This is a genomic window from Microthrixaceae bacterium (assembly GCA_016702505.1).
In the GTDB taxonomy this organism is placed as follows: Bacteria; Actinomycetota; Acidimicrobiia; order Acidimicrobiales; family Iamiaceae; genus Aquihabitans.
Window position 1 is genome coordinate 1 of the sequence record JADJDU010000005.1, and the last position, 17077, is coordinate 17077.

A 17077-nucleotide genomic window follows, 5' to 3' on the forward strand; every position below is an offset into this window, starting at 1 on the left:
GCGCCGGGGTCCGCCGACCTGACCCTGGAGGGAGAGGCCGGAACGGCGGACCCCTGAGGTGTTGCCGCCTCCCCTAGTCAACCCCGACCGGACAGATGCTCCGGCACCTGCCGCAAATGAAGCGGCGTTGTGCTCGTTGTTTTCAGTTCGTTGCTGCCGTCTCCGGCGGCCCGCCATCCGCCGGGGCTCGAGGCCACCTCGGCCGCCGAGACCCGAGTCCGGGCGGCCGAGGTCATATCGGTAGTTGTGCCGACGGTCAGCCAGCGGCGGCGGCGAAAACCCCGCTCGAGGTCGGCGATGATGTCGGCGACCGTCTCGATGTGCCGACCGACAGTCGCACCAGGCCGGGGTCAACGCCGGCGAGGCGCTGTTCCATCGTCGGTGAGCTGGCTGTGGGTGGTGGACGGGTGGATGTCCAAGCTACGCACGTCGCTTGGGTTGTGCACAAGGTGGTGGAGGTCAGGCCTTCCCCGCAGGAAACGAGCCCCGGCGTCGCGACCCCAGCGATGACGAAGGCCGGAACCGACCCGGAAACCGTTGCCACCGGTGATACTCGGTGGCCCGCTGGTCTCAGGGCGAACCGGCCAGCCCGGCGTACTGGATCCGCTCGACCTGCGTAAATTGTCCGTCAAGAAGTCGACCACGGCCGGGCGTTTGGCGTTGTGGCGCTCCATGCGCAGGCTCAGCGTCTCAGTCCTGTACGAACATGAAGGCGTTGAACGCGGGCTGACCGCAGCTCCGTAGTCCCACAGGATCACGAACCGGGCCTTGATGACGTGGGACCCGGGCCCCAACGCAGGCAGTAGCTCAGACCGTTGTAGGTGGGGTCGGGCTCGGTGAAGCCGGGGAAACGGTCGTTGGCGAGAAGTCGAACGAACCGGCATCGACGAGCACGCCGCCGATCGAGTTGGCGTGACCACCGATGAACTTGGTGGCCAGTGGACCACGATGTCGGCACCGTACTTTCGAAGGGCAGATCAGCCCGCGAGGTGGCCACCGTGTTGTCGATGATCAACGGCACACCGACCTCGTGGGCCACGTCGGCGACGCCCCGGATGTCAAGAAGTTGTTCATGGGATTGCCGATGCTCTCCCCGAAGGACGCCTTGGTGTTGGGCAAAACCGCCGCCCTCCTCCTCGAGGTTGTCGGGGTCTTCCACGAAGGTGAAGTCGATGCCGATCTTGGCCAACGCGTGGCGGAACAGGTTGTAGGTACTTACCGCCGTGAAGGCGGCCGAGGCCACCGATGGTCACCGGCCCCGGCCGGAGTTCAAGATGGTGGTCGACGCCGCATGACCCGAAGCCAGGGCCGAGGCCCCAGGTGAACCCACTGCGGTGTCCGGGCCCCTTCCAGCGCACGACCCGAGCCTCGACCACGGCCTGGGTGGGGTTCGCCAGTCGGGTGTGAATGTTGCCGATCTCACCCAGGGCGAACAGGTCGGCGGCGTGCTTGAGTCGCGGAACTGGTGCGCGGTGGTTTGGTAGATCAGCGTGACCACGGCCCCGGTGGTGGGGTCGACAGCGGCACCGGCGTGGACTTGGCGGGTCTCGAAACCCCGGTTGGCATCAGTCATGGCCGCACCATAAGCGCGACCTCGAAACGATTCCCGACCTGGTTAGTCAACTTTCGTGGCGTTCGGATTCTCAGGTGAGTTGGGGCGACCGCCGCCAGTGGGCCCCGTGGTGTCGACGGGCGACGACCATGGTCCCAGCTCTACCGATATCGACCAAGCTGGCCTGCGTTCATCCGCCTCCCCCCTCCCGTCGCGCAGGTGTCTCCACCCCAACCCTGACGGAACGGGGCGGGTCGCACGACCGATTGACGGATCGACGCCGATAAGAACAGAATAAGAACATGGCGGTCTCGGTTCAGGCCACGATCGCCCGACGCCCCCCTTCGATCTCACTCGTAGTGCGGTCAGAAGCCCGCCGTGCAGGCATCACCCAGACCCGAATCAGGCGCACTACGTGATCGTGGTGGTCGCCGGTTCCCGCCGAAGCAGGTCATTGGCGCTGTAACCGGGCTAGATCGCAGCGAGTTCATCAGCGCAGGCACGCCGGATCCTCCGAACGACTCGGATTTACGGTGGGCCGGCTCGGATGATCACCCCAACTGGCGGCCGCCTGGCCCGTTTCATCGCCTGAGCAGGCGCACGCCCGAGAAGCAGGCTCCTCGGGCCCCATCCCGGCCAGTTCGTCGCCGTGGACCTCGAATGGACCGAAGTCCTCGCCTCCAGGCCCCGATCACGCGACCGGTGTCCCATGCTCACAAGGCCATCGGCCGGAGTCGGCGTGGTGTTCCAGGTACCTCGATCCGTCCCGGGATGTCGGTGGCTTCGCTGGTGATCGTTCAATTCCGGGGACCTTACGGCCGTCAGGGGCTTCGTACCGCGACCGGTCGTGGACGTGGTGTTCGCCACGCACGAGACCTCCGGCTCACCTCCTCGCTTCGCGACACCGGCGCCCTGCTGCTCCCTTCGCGGCCTGGGCGAAAGCCGTGACATCGGGATCGGCCTGGTGGTCGAGCCCGGGCGATCCGGGCTCGGTAGCCAGCTTTCTGCTGGCACGAACCGCAACAGTTGCGCTCCCGGATTGGCGAAATGGTGGGAAGCACCGGTGAGCTTCTGTGAACCCTGGCATGGAGCTACCAGCTCCTTGGCCAGGAAAACCTCGGTGGTTCGAGGTCATCGTCAGCGCAGCCGACCGTGAACTTCGAGAGCTCACCCTGATCGAGCCAGTAGACCGCAACTCATCGAGCCGCCGGGCTGGGTGCGCGGCAGCCTTGTCGAACCGATCAGGGTCGTCGGGCCCGGCTTCCGCTTGTCCAGCGGGCGGCGTTGGACCGGCCGCATTACGTCGATGCGAAGCGGAGGGTCGTCCTCCCGATGACTCGTGGGTGGATTCCTTCCGTCTCCCGGGGTTGCACTGCCGGCAGAACCGGAGTTCAAGGGCGGCACTTCGGGAGTTCCAACTCCCGGTTGAACGGGAACTCCTGGAAATGTCTGGGTGTGCTCACCTGATCTGGCTTCCACCAGGCGGGTAGTGCTCACCTGATTTGGCCCCACCTGTGGGGTCCACTGGTGAAAGCTGGCACCGTCGACTGTAGGTGATGCCCAAGAGGTCGAGGTGAGATTGTACGAGAGCAGATCCGCAGGCGCATGGCGCGAACGGTTGTCGATTCGGGAGCTGGCGAGGCGGTTCAGGGGTGCATCGTGATGTGCGCCAGGCGCTGTCGTCGGCAGTGCCACCAGATCGCAAGGCGCCGTCCGGCGGTAGCCATCGCCATTGGATCGTGGAAGACGGTCATCGATGGCTGGCTGGGCGCGGACCGGACTGCGCACGCAACCAGCGGCACACGGCCCGGCGGGTGTGGCAACGCCTGACCGGGAGCACGGGGTCGTGGTGGGTGAGTCGACGGTGCGCCGCTACGTCGCGGAGGTCCGCCGGCGCATGGACGTGCCGTTGGTGGGGTGATGGTCCCTCAGCATCACCCGCTGGGTGAGGAAGGCCGAGGTCGGCTTCCCGGCACGGCCAGTGTCGTTTTGGCTGGGGCGCTGTTCGGTGTCGATATTTCGTTAGCTTCGCCTGTCCGGCGTCAGGCCGGGGTCGAGAAGCACAGAACCGCACAGAACCCGACCGGCCGGATCAACGGCTGGAAACGCATCCTGCACATCTTGTCCATCCACTACCACGACCGCATCACAGCGGCCACCAACTAGCCATGACTACCCGGTTACACACACCGTCAGGTCACTGCACGCACTAGAACCTGGAACTCGCCCTCACCACCCCACGACGCACGGAGGGCTATTTAGTCATTAACGGACTTCACAGCCATTCGCACCTCATTTTCAGTATCGAGGTCCGAATCGCACCGCATTCAGTGTTCCAAATACAACAACCCTCCCATCCAAAGATTGAGTTCGAACCGTTCTCTCACCGCTTGCCATACCTGTTACGCCATGCCCAACAGAAGCTGATGAGATGTCTTCCCATGCGTAGCGCCGAATCAATACCCCGACATCCGTGATTACGCCTTCTCCGCACACCGTTGCAGAAATGCCTCAACCCACGATACCAAAAACGCACCCTACCGCCGTGAATCCTTACGCGCCAAGATACCTTCCTATGAAGTGGACCACAAACCGCGATTACTAGGCTAAGTGCACTATTCAACCAAGCCACCCACCGCGACCTGGATTGTTGAAGTGACTCTTTACCATCACGCATCACGCCACTCTAATCGACGGCCAATGGGCACAACCTTTGATCAACATCCCGCGTCGCCTCTCTTACGGTTCTGTTCTGGCTATCAACTGACGGTACTGACCCCGTCATAGCCAGCACCAATGATCCTGCCTGCGTACTCCACTGTTTGTTAGCGGCAGGCCTTCGGAGTGCACCGACCCGTCGAAGATGAGCCGCCGATCAGGCCACGGTGATATACGACAACAATCCGTCCGGGGATTCTGCCGTGTTCCGATCGCACTCGTTGTTTGCCGCCACGCCGCCTGATCCGCTCACCCGCCCGTGCCATGAAAGCGGCTGTGCTAACAACTGCACATTCAGCCCGTCAACAACTGGAACGAGGCAGAAGGCAGTAGCCGTTGCTGTGGCAACTAGACCGGGGCGATCAAACGGGTATAGATAGTCCCTTGAATAGTTCCACCATGTTAATCGCGAGCAGATCCATGGCACGCAAGTCGGCTATGTCTATGCAGTAACTCGTTCCCGGGAGTCAGAATCTACCGGATGGATCTTGCCAATTGGCGGGATTGCCGCCCACGTATCCGTATGGTTCCTCAGTGACTGTGACCAACGGATCTACGGATGTAGATTGGCCGGTGGTGGGGTCGTGTGGCGGGCTCGTAGGTGGATGTGGCCGGTTTCGGGGTCGTGGTATTGGCCGTGTATCCGGCTAGGGGTTGTTCGAGCCACCAGTTGTGTTGGCTGGATTTCACCGTGGGCGTTGTAGTGGTGGTGTTGCAGGTGTGTCGCTGGCGTTGGTGGTGAGTCTGGTGGAGCCTTGGTGGTCTTGGTGGGAAGTGGACTTTTCCGGAGGTGTTGACCCGATAGATCGCGTCCCGCCCGGCCGTAGGTCAGCATACGCGCTCTGCGCCTTGATGCTCCGCCACAGCAACGGCAGACCAAGCGCTATGGTCCAGGTGTGTTCTCTTTACGCCACTCGATACCGGTGCCAGCGGTGTTGTCGAGTTGTTTGCATGGTGCCATGCCGGTGGAGTCGTATCCGTACCGCCAGGTCCGCCTCGGGCCTTGAACACGCCGATCGCATCGATCGCGACATCAGTTGGGTCCACTGATCTGATCGTGAACGTCCGGTGCGGTGAGCGGGATGACTGGTGGCGGCGGACGTGTTAGGCGGTCGAACACCACGATCCCGCCACCCGTCGGCCTGGTTGTCCCAACGCCGAGAGACAACGTGCCGGTCGGGACGGTAGCGGTGACCAAACCATGACCGCCATGATCTCACCCGACAAGCCCGCCCTGCCCGGTGGCCTGAACTTCGACCGGTGTGTTCGATGGAGCGTTTCACGGAGTCGCCGTCGCAGACACCGGTGGCGTGGTAGTACACCAGGCGGGTGGGGGGTCCGGAAGATCCAGGCCGGAGACCGGTGTCGGTTCCGGTGGGAATCCTCCCGTATCCCGTCACCGCCACCCTGATGCTGGTGGCGCCAGCGGTTTCCAAGTGATCGTCCCGTCAAGGTTGGGGGCACGGTGAACACCCAGCGGCACCGACACCGCCCTTTTCCGCACCAACTCACCTGCTGCCGTCCCCAGGCAGGTGCGACTCGGACCTGGCCACCAGGCGCGTTTCTGGGCCAGGATCGACACGGTGACTGCGTTCACGCCTGTGGCTGGGATCCCGCCTCGTCCGGCGGTGGCGATGTCGGTTTCACCCGCGGGGAGCGTCCCGCACGGTGAGCCGTCACACACACCTGTTCCCGATGCTGATTCGGCGGTGACTGTGGGGGTGACCGGCCAGTAGTTCAGGGCCGGCACCCACGGTGACGGGACCCGGAAATACCCGACCACATCAACCGACACATCCACCCCAACATCTGAAGCGAGCACGATGGTGCCGTTGGCTGCGACCTTCGCCGTCACCGTCTGCGCCGACGTCTGCCCAGCATTGAGCGGGAGCGTGCCTGCGGCGGCGTCACCGGCCGGGTTCACCTCCAACCAGCCATCGCCAGTGGTGCCCGATGCGGAGTGATCGACACCACCACCGCAGTCACCCCCGTAGCCGGCACACCACCCACACCAGTGACCTTCACCGCCACCGGATCACCCGCGGCAATACGGGCACACGGCGCACCGTCACAGGTTCCGGCACCCGTGGTGGTGTCGACGATGCGGGCGGCGGGGACTGGGACGTATTGGCGGGCGGTGTCGTCCTGCCATGTTGTCGGCAGGACCGCCGAAGTCATGCGGTTCTCGGCATCGAACCCGAAGGTCGCGGTCGTTCCCGACGGATGAGTCATCGAGGTCCGGTTCCGCGGGCGTCATAACCGTAGGTGGTCGCGTCAGCCAGGTGGGGGTCCCACAATCACCGCCCTCGACGGTTTGCAGATGTCCAACACAGGCGTTGGGCGGGGTCGAACACCTGCAACACCCCATCCTGGTCGACCCAGGTTCGTGGCCGCATCAAACCCGAACCCCTCCGTGCCAGTCGCGGTCAGGCGGTCCCGGTCGTCATAGACCACGACTGGTTCCGACCGGCGACCACGCCGGTGCCGGTGACGGTGGTGACCTGGCCTTCAAATCCCGGGGCCCGTAGGAGGAGGCCGCCGAGCACCGTGGAACGCGGTTCCAGGGACACGCCGACCATCCGGTCAGCGCGATCAAAGCGGTAGACGTCCTCGGTTCTGCGGAGAAACGGGAACACCGTTTCCGGACCAGTTGCTGTTCTGGTCATAGGAGAACGTGGTCAGCCGGCCAGCCCAATCCATGACCGACTCCAACCGTCCCGCATCATCGAAGGTCTCTGGTCACCGGTGTGGACTGGCCCGGGGTAGGAGATCGAGGTCAGGTTCGCCGTGTCATCCCAGCCATAACCCGTGGAACGACCATTCACGTCGGTGTGGGACTTCAACCTGGAACGCTGATCCCACACCCACATCTCAGTGTCACCGCCCCGCGACGCGGAGTGCGGCGGCCACAGCGTCATAGGTGATGGCGGTGATGTCTCGGGTGGCCGTATCGGCGTAGTCCACACCGGTCGGGCGGCCCGCAAGGTCATGCGCGTGCGTGACGCAGCCGGTCTTGGGTGAGGCAGCGCAGTTGCCGCCGGGTTGGGTCACCGACCCGAGTGGCCCTCACCGTTCCAGCCATAGGAGGTGACCTCCCCCGACCGGGTCGGTCACGGACTCGAGACGACCCTAGCCCGTCATAGCCATAGACCCATTCGCCGTTCAGTTCGTTCACGAACCGGGTTCGGCGTCCGTCAGGGTCATACTCGTAGCTCCGTGCCCCGGACCGGGTGGATCCACCACCTCGAGACGATCCACCTCGTCATACCCATAGGTCGTGACATCACCCTGTGGTGACCGTCGCAGACAACCCGGTCTCCACCCGGACCATGTTCCCGTTCAGGTCGTACCCGGTCTTTACCCGGTTCCCCAACGGGTCGGTCTCCTCGATCACCCGACCAAACTCGTCCGACACCAACCTGGTTTTCCACAGGCCAGGGTCAGCGCCCACCAGGTTGCCTTTCGGGAAACCACCACTCCAAACGCCCGATCGGGTCATAGCCCATCGACGTCTTTGTTCCCCAACGGGTCCGTCACCGACACCATGTCCCCAGTTCCGGGATCATAGGAATACGCCCAGTGCTGGCTACGACCGTCCGATCACCTCCACCAGATCATCACGGTGCACCGGGTCATACACCAACGACGTCGACGCCTCATCAAGCGTGCCCACCGCATCGACCACCGTCTCGGGCATCCCATCAGCGTTATAGGCAACCGTCGAGGTCACCACATTCACAGTCGACGCTGGCAACGGGGCCGCGGTCTCACCCACCGACACCGACGTCACCTGATCAAACAAGTTGTAGGTCCAACGAGTCACCCGCCCCGACGCATCCCTAGCCATCTCCCGGTTCCCACGAGCATCATTCTCGAACACCACCACCCCAGCCGGGCTGGTGACCTGCTCCAACGCCAACGTCACCGGATCACGCAACGTAGGACACCTCCCTGCTCCAACTCGCTGCCCGGTGCTGAGACGACGGCGCTGCAACCAGAATCATCGAACTCGAAGATCTGTTGGCGCCCAGACGGGTAGGTGACCGTGGTAGAGCCGGCCTCGGGTTCGAGTAGCTCAGCCGGGTTGCCTGGCCAAGAGCATCGAGTTGCTCAACAACCCGACCCATGTGGTCGTAGGTGTTCCGGATCAGCGCATCAGCAGGCCCACCCTGTTGAGCAGGTCGCCGCATCGACACCATTTGGTGGTCACCGTCATAGGAAAAGGACCAAAGACCGCCACCAACATCCACAAAGGACGTCAAATTTCCAGCCGTGTCGTAGTCGAAATGGATCGACCGATTTCCAACCGAGGGATGATCGGCTACGGAATCCAACCGGGCTCCGACCCACCCGAAGACGAGACGGCGGCCAGCCGAGTCATCCACGTACTGCACCCGCCCAGATCCGTCGCGAACATACTGAGTCTCGTTGCCGAACTGATCCCGAACCTCCGCCAACCTTCCCGACTCATCAAAGACGAAACGCTCGAAATGACGACGCGTGAACTCCCATCCGCCACCTGGGGTCTCGGCCAGGGTCGCCACCAGCCGAGCCGGCGCTTTCCACCCAAGACCGTCCGGGGCAAACCCGACCGTCGTACCGTTCTCCTGGACAACAACACGGTTCTGTCCCTGAGAGATCACCCGCATGTCGGTTTCGGTCGACCAGCCGAACCCCGCTGACCCAACGGTGTCAGCCTCCAACGAGTTGTAGGTGGGGTTCACCGCCATGGACGGACCACGACCATCAACCCCCAAAACCAACCACCGGCATGTGGAGATTGCCAGTCCGAGTACTAATCGGATCGCCCACGCCAGGATCCCCACATGGATTGCGAGAAGACGGATTTTTGCCAAGGCCCTCAGACTCGGGGATGAGACCATTGGGACAAGCAGGCGGTAGGTCACCGTTCCCTCCCGCCGACACCAAGTGCGCGTTCCAGTCGAACTTTTCCCCGGCGAATGAACGCTCCGACCAGATCTGCACGGCGAACACGCCCGAGGCGCCATGGTTCGTCCACATGTCGTCATTGCCACGCGGCCCAACCTCCACCCACGGATACGGCGGTGGCCCATCCACTGCACCCATGCCAAGGAAATCCCACACCTTTACGTAACTGGTCCCCGACCTAGGACCCCCATTGTGATAGGTGTTGACCGTCTGAGACGACGTACACCACAACTCGGGCGCATCCGACGGTAACACCGCGCCCTTGATCGCAGCCGAAGCTGGCATCGGCACCAACACTCCACCGACGAGCCCCAGAACCAACACGCCCACATACACAACAAACGAGCGCCGACGCAGCCGACCGTCGCCACCGACCGCTACGGAACGATCACACCCGAGGAATCTGCGGAGAGAGAGAGAGAGAGAGAGAGAGAGCTCAAGTGAGGCACCTTCGCGTTCAACATCGGAAAGCCATCGGCACCATGGGTGGGTTCTTGAGCATCTGGTCCCACTGCGAAAGCCGCTGCCCGGCCACGGACGGGTGAGCTCTACTCGAGCGGCCTAGTTTCCTAGACCACGCGCTGACCTGCTCGATGATGGGCGATCGCAAAGGCCCGCCTCGCAGGGCGGTGCAAGTGAGAACTCCGGAAGCGGGCCGCCATGTCCCGTCCAGGACACGAAGTCAGGCGGTCACAGACGCAAGGCCCGATCCCGGAGCTCCCACAAACATCAGCGCGGTCAGTCGCCGCCAGAGATCTCGGTGACCGACTTCTTGCCGGCGGAGATCCACGGCATCATCGAGCGAAGTTCCTTGCCGACGGTCTCGATCTGGTGCTCGGCACCTTGCGACGCAGGGCATCGAAGTTGGAGCCACCGCTCTTCACCTCGTTGACGAACTGCTCGGCGAAACGGCCCGAGGTGATGTCGTCCAAGACGTTCTTCATCTCGGCCTTGACCGCCGGGGGTGATGATGCGGGACCGGTTACCAGGTCGCCGTACTCGGCGGTGGTGGAGATGGAGAGTAGCGCATGCCCGCAATCCCCCTCTTCGTACATGAGGTCCATGATCAGCTTCAGCTCGTGCAGACATTCGAAGTAGGCCATCTCGGGCTGGTAGCCGCCCTCGACCAGGGTCTCGAAGCCGGCCTGCACCAGCGCGGTGAGGCCACCGCACAGCACGGCCTGCTCACCGAACAGGTCGGTCTCGGTCTCCTCGGTGAACGTGGTCTCGATCACACCGGCCCGAGTACCGCCGATGGCATCGGCGTAGGCCAGAGCCAGGTCGCGGCGCCGCCGGTGGCGTCCTGCTCCACGGCGATCAGGCACGGCACGCCGCCACCCTCGGTGTAGGTGCGGCGAACCAGGTGACCCGGCCCTTCGGGGCAGCCAGCGCTACGTCGACACCGGCGGGAGCCTGCACGTAGCCGAAGCGCACGTTGAATCCGTGGGCGAAGAACAGGGCGTCGCCCTCGTTCAGATTGGGGGCCACGTCACGGGCGTAGACCTCGGCGATCTCGGTGTCGGGCAGGAGCATCATGATCACGTCGGCTTCGGCCGCGGCCTCGGCGTTGGTGAGCACCTTCAGCCCGGCCGCTTCGGCCTTGGCCCGAGACGACGAACCGTCGCGCAGGCCGACGCGCACGTCGATGCCCGTCTCCTTGAGGTTCAGGGCGTGGGCGTGACTCCTGGGAGCCGTAGCCGAGCACCGCCACCTTGCGACCGGCGATCTTGGACCGATCGGCGTCCTTCTCGTAGTAGACGTTGGCCATCTTCTCTCGTTCGGGGGGGGGGAAGGGCGTTCAGGGGATTGTTTCTGGTGGTCGAAGGCCTTGTGGGCCAGATGGCCGGGCCTCTGTTCGGTGACGCCGACGCGGGGGCCGGGCGAAAGGATTGGTCAGGAGACCTTGGGCTTGATGCCCGACACGGCGTGGAGGCGGGCCGGTTCGCGGTCGAGCTTGGGCAGGGCGACGCGGCCGGTGCGTTGGAGCTGCACGATCCCGAACGGGCGCAGGAGCTCCTCGAAGTCGTCGATCTTGGAAGGATGCCCTTCCAGCGACACGGTGAGGGCCTCGTTGCTGACGGCCACGATCTTGCCTTCGAAGATGCGGGTGACCTCGGCCACCTGGGGACGTTCGGCCACCGAGGCATGGACCGTGGCGAGCAGAAGCTCGCGTTCCACCGCGTGGCGGGGGTCCAGCTCGGTGATCTTGACCACGTTGATGAGCTTGTTGAGCTGCTTGACGATCTGCTCCAACGGGGCCGATTCGACGTCGACCACGATGGTTATGCGGCTGAAGCGCTCGTCGTCGGTGGGGGGCCACCGCCAGGGAATAGATGTTGTAGGCCCGGCGGGAGAACAGGTTGACCACCGGGCCAACACGCCAGCCCGGTTCTCGACCAGGACCGACAGGGTGTGGTGACGGACCTCGCCTCTGGCCTCCTCCTGGTTGGATGCACCGGCCGGACCCTCTGGAACGGGGGCACCTTCACCTCAGAGTTGGTCTTGCCGGCGGGCACCATCGGGAACACCTTCTCGGCCGAGTCGGTGCGGAACTCGATGACCACCGGGCGGTCGTCGATGGCGTTGGCCTTCTCGATGGTGGGTGCGATGTCGTCGGGGTGTTCGACGCGGAAGGCCACGCAGCCCATGGCCTCGGCCCACTTCACGTAGTCGGGCAGGTCGGGAGACAGGTACACCTCGGAGTAGCGCTCCTCGTAGAACATCTCCTGCCACTGGCGAACCATGCCCAGGTAGGCGTTGTTGAGGATGGCGATCTTGACCGGGATCCGCTCGGCGGCGGCGGTGACCAGCTCTTGCGCCGTCATCTGGAAGCACCCGTCGCCGTCGACGGCCCAGACCATGCGGTCGGGGCGGCCGACCTTGGCCCCGATGGCGGCCGGGACCGAGAAGCCCATGGTGCCGAGCCCACCGGAGTTGATCCACGTGTAGGGATGGCGGAAGGTCCAGTACTGGCTGGCCCACATCTGGTGCTGGCCCACGCCGCTGGTGACGATGCAGTCCTCGGGCGCCGCGTCGCGCAGGGCTTCCAGCACCATCTGGGGCTTGAGGCCGTCACCTTCTTGTTGGGGGTTCGTAGGTGAGCGGGTAGCGCTCCTGCCAGCCGGTCAGGGTGGCCCACCACGGGGTGATGTCGGGCTTGGTGGTGTCGGCCTCGAGCAGCGACTTGATGGCGGCGACCAGCTCGACGATGACCTTGTTGCAGTCGCCCACGATGGGGACGTCGGGCCGGCGGACCTTGCCCAGCTCGGCGGGGTCGATGTCGGCGTGGATGATCTTCGCCTCGGGGGCGAAGTCGGGCACCTTGCCGGTGACCCGGTCGTCGAAACGACTGCCCAGGGCGATGAGCAGGTCTGACTCCTGCATCGACATGATGGCGGTGTAGTTGCCGTGCATGCCGGGCATCCCCAGGCACAGGCGGTGGTCATCGGGGAAGGCGCCGCGGGCCATCAGCGTGGTGACAACCGGCAGGTCCAGCAGTTCGGCCAGCTCACGCAGCGCCTCGGCGGCCTGGCCTTGAGGATGCCGCCGCCGGCGTAGATGACGGGCCGCTGCGACGCCAGGATCAGCTCGGCCGCCTCCTTGATCTTGCGGGGTGGCCGGTGGTGGTCGGCTTGTAGCCCGGCAGACCGGCGGCCACTCCGCGTCGGTCGGCCAGTACCACTCCATGGCCGACCGGGGTTGGTGGGGTCGACGATGTCCTTGGGGATGTCGACCAGCACCGGGCCCGGGCGGCCGGTGGTGGCGATGTGGAACGCCTCGCGGATGGCCCGGGGGATGTCCTGGGCCTCGGTGACCAAGAAGTTGTGCTTGGTCACCGACTGGGTGATGCCGGTGATGTCGGCTTCTTGGAAGGCATCGGTGCCGATGGCCGCCGTCGGCACCTGGCCGGTGATGCACACCATGGGGACCGAGTCAATGAAGGCGTCGGCCAGCGGGGTGACGATGTTGGTGGCACCGGGCCCGCTGGTCACCATGGCCACACCGGGCTTGCCGGTGGCGTGGGCGTAGCCCTCGGCCATGTGGCCGGCGCCCTGCTCGTGGCGCACGAGGATGTGGCGGATCGGCGAGTCGATGATCGGGTCGTACACCGGCAGGATGGCGCCGCCGGGCAGGCCGAAGATCACCTCGACGCCCTCCATCTCGAGGGCCCGGATGAGGGCCTGGCCTCCGTTGAGCTGCATCAGGTTCTCCGGGAAAGGTTTGGAGCTGGTTGGGGCTGGTGTCGGGTGTCGCTGGTGCGTAGCCCCGGTTGCAGTCTGGCGGGTCCGCATCCGGCCCCGAAAACTGCGACGACCTCCCGTTGGGGAGGTCGAGGGGCGCACGAGGTGGGAAAGACGACGTGCGCTACGGGCGTACTACAAGTCGGGTCGAGAACGTCATCCCCGCCAGTATGCCCCCCCACCCTCCCCCTGGCAAGCGAACGACGTGCCTCACACACTTTGAGCGCTTGGAGATGTTTGGTGCCTCACACACTTTGAGCGCATGATCCCAGGCCTGGGAGAAGGCTTGCCTCTTAATGGAAGGCAAGATCGACATGGCTGCTCGACGTCAGGTCACGAACAAGCTGCGCGACGCATACCGCAGAGGCTCCAAGGCTGACAAGGGCCAGATCTTGGATCAGGTCGTGGACACCACCGGGATGGGCCGCTCGACTGCTCGTCGTTTGCTGAGTGGCGGCGAGTTCCAGCAGCCAGTGCGCGGTGTCCGGCCATGATGGTCGGGTCACTCACCCATCGCACTGACTGCTGGAGATTCCCATCATGGCCTACACGCGCTTGACGTTGCCCGAACGCGAGGAGATCAGCCGGTGCCTGGCTGAGAACCCGATGGTCTCGTGGACCGAGCTGGGCCGGGTCTTGTGTCGACACCGGTCCACGGTCCAACGCGATGTCGACGCCAACGGTGGCCGCCACCGCTACCGGGCAAGCACGGCGCAACGGGCCACTCATGACAAGCGGCCCCGACGTGAGTGCCGGTTCGTCACAGAACCCGAACTGGCAGCCAAGGTGACCAGCCATCTCACTGCCGGGTACTCCCCGGCAGGCACCGCGCATCTGATCGGCGGGATCGCCACCGAAACGATCTACCAGGGCATCTACCGGGGACTGCTGGAAGTTAAACCCACCGAAGTGCTGCGCACCCGCCGGCACCGTCGCCGAGGCCGCAACCAGCGTCGATCCCAGACCAGCACTCACGTCTTGGGTGCCTTCACCTCGATTCATGACCGTCCCGCCGAGGTCGAGGACCGTAGCGAGTTCGGACACTGGGAAGGCGACTTGATCATCGGGGCCAGGAACCGGTCCGCGTTGATCACCCTGGTCGAACGTGTCAGCCGCACCCAGGTCGTGCTCGCGTTGCCCGGCGGTCACGACTCGCTCACCACCTACAGAACGCTCGACGACTGGGTAGCGGGAATGCCCGCCAGCCACGCCCGGTCCATCACCTGGGACCGAGGATCAGAACTAGCCAAATGGGCTCTGATCGCCATGGCCTGGGGCATCGACTTCTACTTCGCGGACGCCCACTCGCCCTGGCAACGAGGCCAAAACGAGAACGGCAACCGCCAACTCCGGTTCTGGCTCCCCAAAGGAACCGACCTCTCCATCCACCCCCAAGCCCACCTCGACCACATCTGCCACATCCTCAACACCCAACCCCGCCGATCACTCCACTGGCAGACCCCCAACCACGTCTACGCTGCACGCACCGCGCACTAGATCCTGGAACCTGCCGTCCCTCAGCTCCCAGACCCCAAAGACCAGATCGACAAGCGCTCGGTGAAATCCCGCCTATACAGCGACGACACCCGGCTGTTGCTCGAGCACGTGTGGATGCTCATGGGCATGCCATGTGGGAAGTACTTCGTGGTGATGCGCGACCTGTGGCTTCCTTTTGCTCGAAGCGGCCGGCGACTTGGACAGGCTATTCGCACAGAAGCGCCCGGGCCGAACTGATGGCGATGTCAGCAGCCACCGTGGACCGCTACCTGCGCCCGGCCCGTGACCGGATGCGGATCAAAGGCATCTCCACAACAAGGGCGGCGCCGAAGCTGCGCAACTCGATCAAGATCCGAACCGTCGGCGACGAACGCGATGACCGCCCCGGAGCGATCGAAGCCGACACGGTCGCGCACTGCGGACCGACCTACATCGGTGAGTTTGCCCGCACCCTCACCATGACCGACATGGTCACCGGCTGGACCGAGAACACCTCGATCCGCAACAACGCCTCGCTGTGGATCCCCAAGCTGTTGAGGACCTGCAGGCCAGTTTCCCGTTCCGCTGGTCAGCTTCGACTCAGACAACGGATCAGAGTTCATCAACCACGACGTCGCCGGGTGGCTCCAAGACCGAGACATCGCCCAGATACGATCACGGCCCTACCGCAAGAACGACCAGGCAACCGTCGAGTCCAAGAACAACCACGTCGTGCGCAAGCACGCCTTCTACTGGCGCTACGACACGCCCGAAGAACTCACGTTGCTCAACGAGCTGTGGCCGCTGGTGTCGCTCCGGCTGAACTTCTTCACCCCGACCCGCAAACCCCTCGACTACCGCACCGGCCCAGACGGCCGGCGCCGACGCGTCTACGACGACCCCAAGACCCCCTGGCAGCGCGTCTCGACGCCGAGATCCTCACCGAGAACCGCATCGCTGAGGTCCAAGCCCGGATCCACGGCACCAACCCCGCCGACCTCACTCGCCAGATCAACCACATCCAGGCCCAGCTCACCGCCGCCACCGCTAGAGCCAAGACCGAAGCCATCGCCGCAGCGAAGCCCCTCGATCTGGAATCCTTACAACCGTCGATCAACCGATTGACACCCACCAAACGCAAGCCCTCAAGCGCTCAAAGTGTGTGAGGCACCACCAACCCCCACGCGCTCACTTTCACGTGAGGCACCTCGGCCGAGATGACGTGCCTCACCCACCTCGAAAGAGCGCCACGCTTGGCGTCGGCGCTCACCGGACATGGGTCCGGCTGGCTGGGCGCCGGCTCCGTTCCTAATCCGCGGCTTTACGTCCTTTGTCATCACCTGCCATCAGGAACCGCGGGTCAACTGCTCGCCAATCCAAACAGAGACCTGAGACCGCGCCACCGGCCGCTTCTATGCCAACTAACAACCGCCACTGTTCTGATGCAGAATCGGACAGACTCATCGCTGAACAGGTAGTCGCGCACTGACTGCCGGAACCCGCCGGAGGAGGCTCACTTGCGAGGGCAGGCCTCCAGGCCTTGACTACTAGCCTCAGGGTTGGTCGCGTCCAGATAGAGGGCCCGCCCTACCAACGGTCAATGATTCCCGAGATCAATGGAGTCGATCCTTACCTGGAACGACGCAGTGGTTCCCCCCAACGAAGTCCGCATAATGCTGCAACTCTTCGTCTGATGTAGCAAGAGTGCAAAGCTCATCAAGGCATTCAACTGCAATGCCTCAACCCATAGGCATGATTGACGAAAGACAGTAACCACTCCACGCCAGACAATTCTTCTCATAGTCGACATCGTGGAGGAAGGCATTTGTGATTGGCCTCATGCGGGAGCGAAGACGCCTCAGAAACGCGTTGCCCAGGCCAACAACTGGGTCCCCATCGCCCCTCTCCGGTGCAAGCCACTTTTGAGGGATTGCCCCTATAAGTCAATTCAGAGGACGACTGCACGAAAACACGATCTTCAGTTCATCAGTTGAATATACAGATAGATCAACATTTTCCGAGAACCGGATCCTCCACTTTGGGACGCCAGGAAGCCAATACATCACGGAGGAGTTCGGTGCTCGGGTGAATGGCCGCTCACGCCTGCACTAACCCGCCCCGACATGGCAGAGGCTGCTGC

At 63.9% G+C, this 17077-nt stretch carries 12 protein-coding genes and 5 pseudogenes; 4 read left to right on the forward strand and 13 right to left on the reverse strand.

Annotated elements, in window-relative coordinates; all coding sequences use genetic code 11:
* Positions 1 to 754: 754 nt before the first annotated feature.
* Complete coding sequence (locus IPG97_07105) at positions 755 to 1243, reverse strand: PLP-dependent transferase (protein MBK6856313.1); 489 nt, start codon at positions 1241 to 1243, stop codon at positions 755 to 757.
* A 6-nt stretch (positions 1244 to 1249) separates the two neighbouring features.
* Positions 1250 to 1573: a hypothetical protein gene (locus tag IPG97_07110; GenBank protein ID MBK6856314.1), complete on the reverse strand. Its 324-nt coding sequence runs from the start codon at positions 1571 to 1573 to the stop codon at positions 1250 to 1252.
* 1899 nt (positions 1574 to 3472) lie between these two features.
* Here IPG97_07110 and IPG97_07115 point away from each other — a divergent pair.
* Entirely contained in the window at positions 3473 to 3718 is a 246-nt protein-coding gene (locus IPG97_07115) for a hypothetical protein (protein MBK6856315.1), read from the forward strand.
* 1948 nt (positions 3719 to 5666) lie between these two features.
* Here IPG97_07115 and IPG97_07120 read toward each other — a convergent pair.
* From IPG97_07120 to ilvB, 11 genes and pseudogenes are all read right to left on the reverse strand, one after another.
* On the reverse strand, positions 5667 to 6194 hold the full coding sequence (locus IPG97_07120) for a hypothetical protein (GenBank protein ID MBK6856316.1): 528 nt from the start codon (positions 6192 to 6194) through the stop codon (positions 5667 to 5669).
* Positions 6191 to 6502: a hypothetical protein gene (locus IPG97_07125; GenBank protein ID MBK6856317.1), complete on the reverse strand. Its 312-nt coding sequence runs from the start codon at positions 6500 to 6502 to the stop codon at positions 6191 to 6193. The genes IPG97_07120 and IPG97_07125 overlap by 4 nt, the downstream gene beginning before the upstream one ends.
* Positions 6503 to 6696: 194 nt before the next feature.
* The gene (locus IPG97_07130; GenBank protein ID MBK6856318.1) at positions 6697 to 6906 is read right to left on the reverse strand and encodes a hypothetical protein; all 210 of its coding nucleotides are present in this window, start codon (positions 6904 to 6906) and stop codon (positions 6697 to 6699) included.
* A gap of 42 nt (positions 6907 to 6948) precedes the next feature.
* Positions 6949 to 7140 carry an RHS repeat protein gene (locus IPG97_07135; protein ID MBK6856319.1) on the reverse strand — a complete coding sequence of 64 codons (192 nt, stop codon included), beginning with the start codon at positions 7138 to 7140 and terminating at the stop codon, positions 6949 to 6951.
* A 7-nt stretch (positions 7141 to 7147) separates the two neighbouring features.
* Positions 7148 to 7321, reverse strand: a complete 174-nt coding sequence (locus tag IPG97_07140; protein ID MBK6856320.1) for a hypothetical protein — start codon at positions 7319 to 7321, stop codon at positions 7148 to 7150.
* Positions 7322 to 7553: 232 nt separating this feature from the next.
* Positions 7554 to 7769 carry an RHS repeat protein gene (locus tag IPG97_07145; protein MBK6856321.1) on the reverse strand — a complete coding sequence of 72 codons (216 nt, stop codon included), beginning with the start codon at positions 7767 to 7769 and terminating at the stop codon, positions 7554 to 7556.
* Between the two features lie 87 nt (positions 7770 to 7856).
* Entirely contained in the window at positions 7857 to 8207 is a 351-nt protein-coding gene (locus tag IPG97_07150) for a hypothetical protein (GenBank protein MBK6856322.1), read from the reverse strand.
* Entirely contained in the window at positions 8200 to 9000 is an 801-nt protein-coding gene (locus tag IPG97_07155) for an RHS repeat protein (protein MBK6856323.1), read from the reverse strand. Before IPG97_07155 ends, IPG97_07150 begins: the two co-directional genes overlap by 8 nt.
* A 958-nt stretch (positions 9001 to 9958) precedes the next feature.
* A pseudogene (ilvC, locus tag IPG97_07160) lies at positions 9959 to 10988 on the reverse strand (ketol-acid reductoisomerase).
* Between the two features lie 125 nt (positions 10989 to 11113).
* Positions 11114 to 11629 (reverse strand): annotated as a pseudogene (gene ilvN / locus IPG97_07165) (acetolactate synthase small subunit).
* A 71-nt stretch (positions 11630 to 11700) separates the two neighbouring features.
* Positions 11701 to 13422: pseudogene (gene ilvB, locus IPG97_07170) on the reverse strand (biosynthetic-type acetolactate synthase large subunit).
* Between the two features lie 335 nt (positions 13423 to 13757).
* Between ilvB and IPG97_07175 the strand changes: the two are divergent.
* The 3 genes and pseudogenes from IPG97_07175 to IPG97_07185 all read left to right on the forward strand — a co-directional run bounded on the left by IPG97_07175 (position 13758) and on the right by IPG97_07185 (position 16103).
* Positions 13758 to 13916 (forward strand): annotated as a pseudogene (locus IPG97_07175) (transposase).
* Between the two features lie 85 nt (positions 13917 to 14001).
* Positions 14002 to 14958 carry an IS30 family transposase gene (locus tag IPG97_07180; GenBank protein ID MBK6856324.1) on the forward strand — a complete coding sequence of 319 codons (957 nt, stop codon included), beginning with the start codon at positions 14002 to 14004 and terminating at the stop codon, positions 14956 to 14958.
* An 18-nt stretch (positions 14959 to 14976) separates the two neighbouring features.
* Positions 14977 to 16103, forward strand: a pseudogene (locus tag IPG97_07185) (transposase family protein).
* The last annotated feature ends 974 nt before the right edge of the window (positions 16104 to 17077 follow it).

Coding starts and splice junctions, on each gene's coding strand:
- IPG97_07155 (MBK6856323.1), bottom strand. CDS start 9,000: ATGGCGGTGAACCCCACCTACAACTCGTTGGAGGCTGACACCGTTGGG.
- IPG97_07125 (MBK6856317.1), bottom strand. CDS start 6,502: ATGACTCATCCGTCGGGAACGACCGCGACCTTCGGGTTCGATGCCGAG.
- IPG97_07135 (MBK6856319.1), bottom strand. CDS start 7,140: ATGTGGGTGTGGGATCAGCGTTCCAGGTTGAAGTCCCACACCGACGTG.
- IPG97_07180 (MBK6856324.1), top strand. CDS start 14,002: ATGGCCTACACGCGCTTGACGTTGCCCGAACGCGAGGAGATCAGCCGG.
- IPG97_07145 (MBK6856321.1), bottom strand. CDS start 7,769: ATGACCCGATCGGGCGTTTGGAGTGGTGGTTTCCCGAAAGGCAACCTG.
- IPG97_07115 (MBK6856315.1), top strand. CDS start 3,473: ATGGTCCCTCAGCATCACCCGCTGGGTGAGGAAGGCCGAGGTCGGCTT.
- IPG97_07110 (MBK6856314.1), bottom strand. CDS start 1,573: ATGACTGATGCCAACCGGGGTTTCGAGACCCGCCAAGTCCACGCCGGT.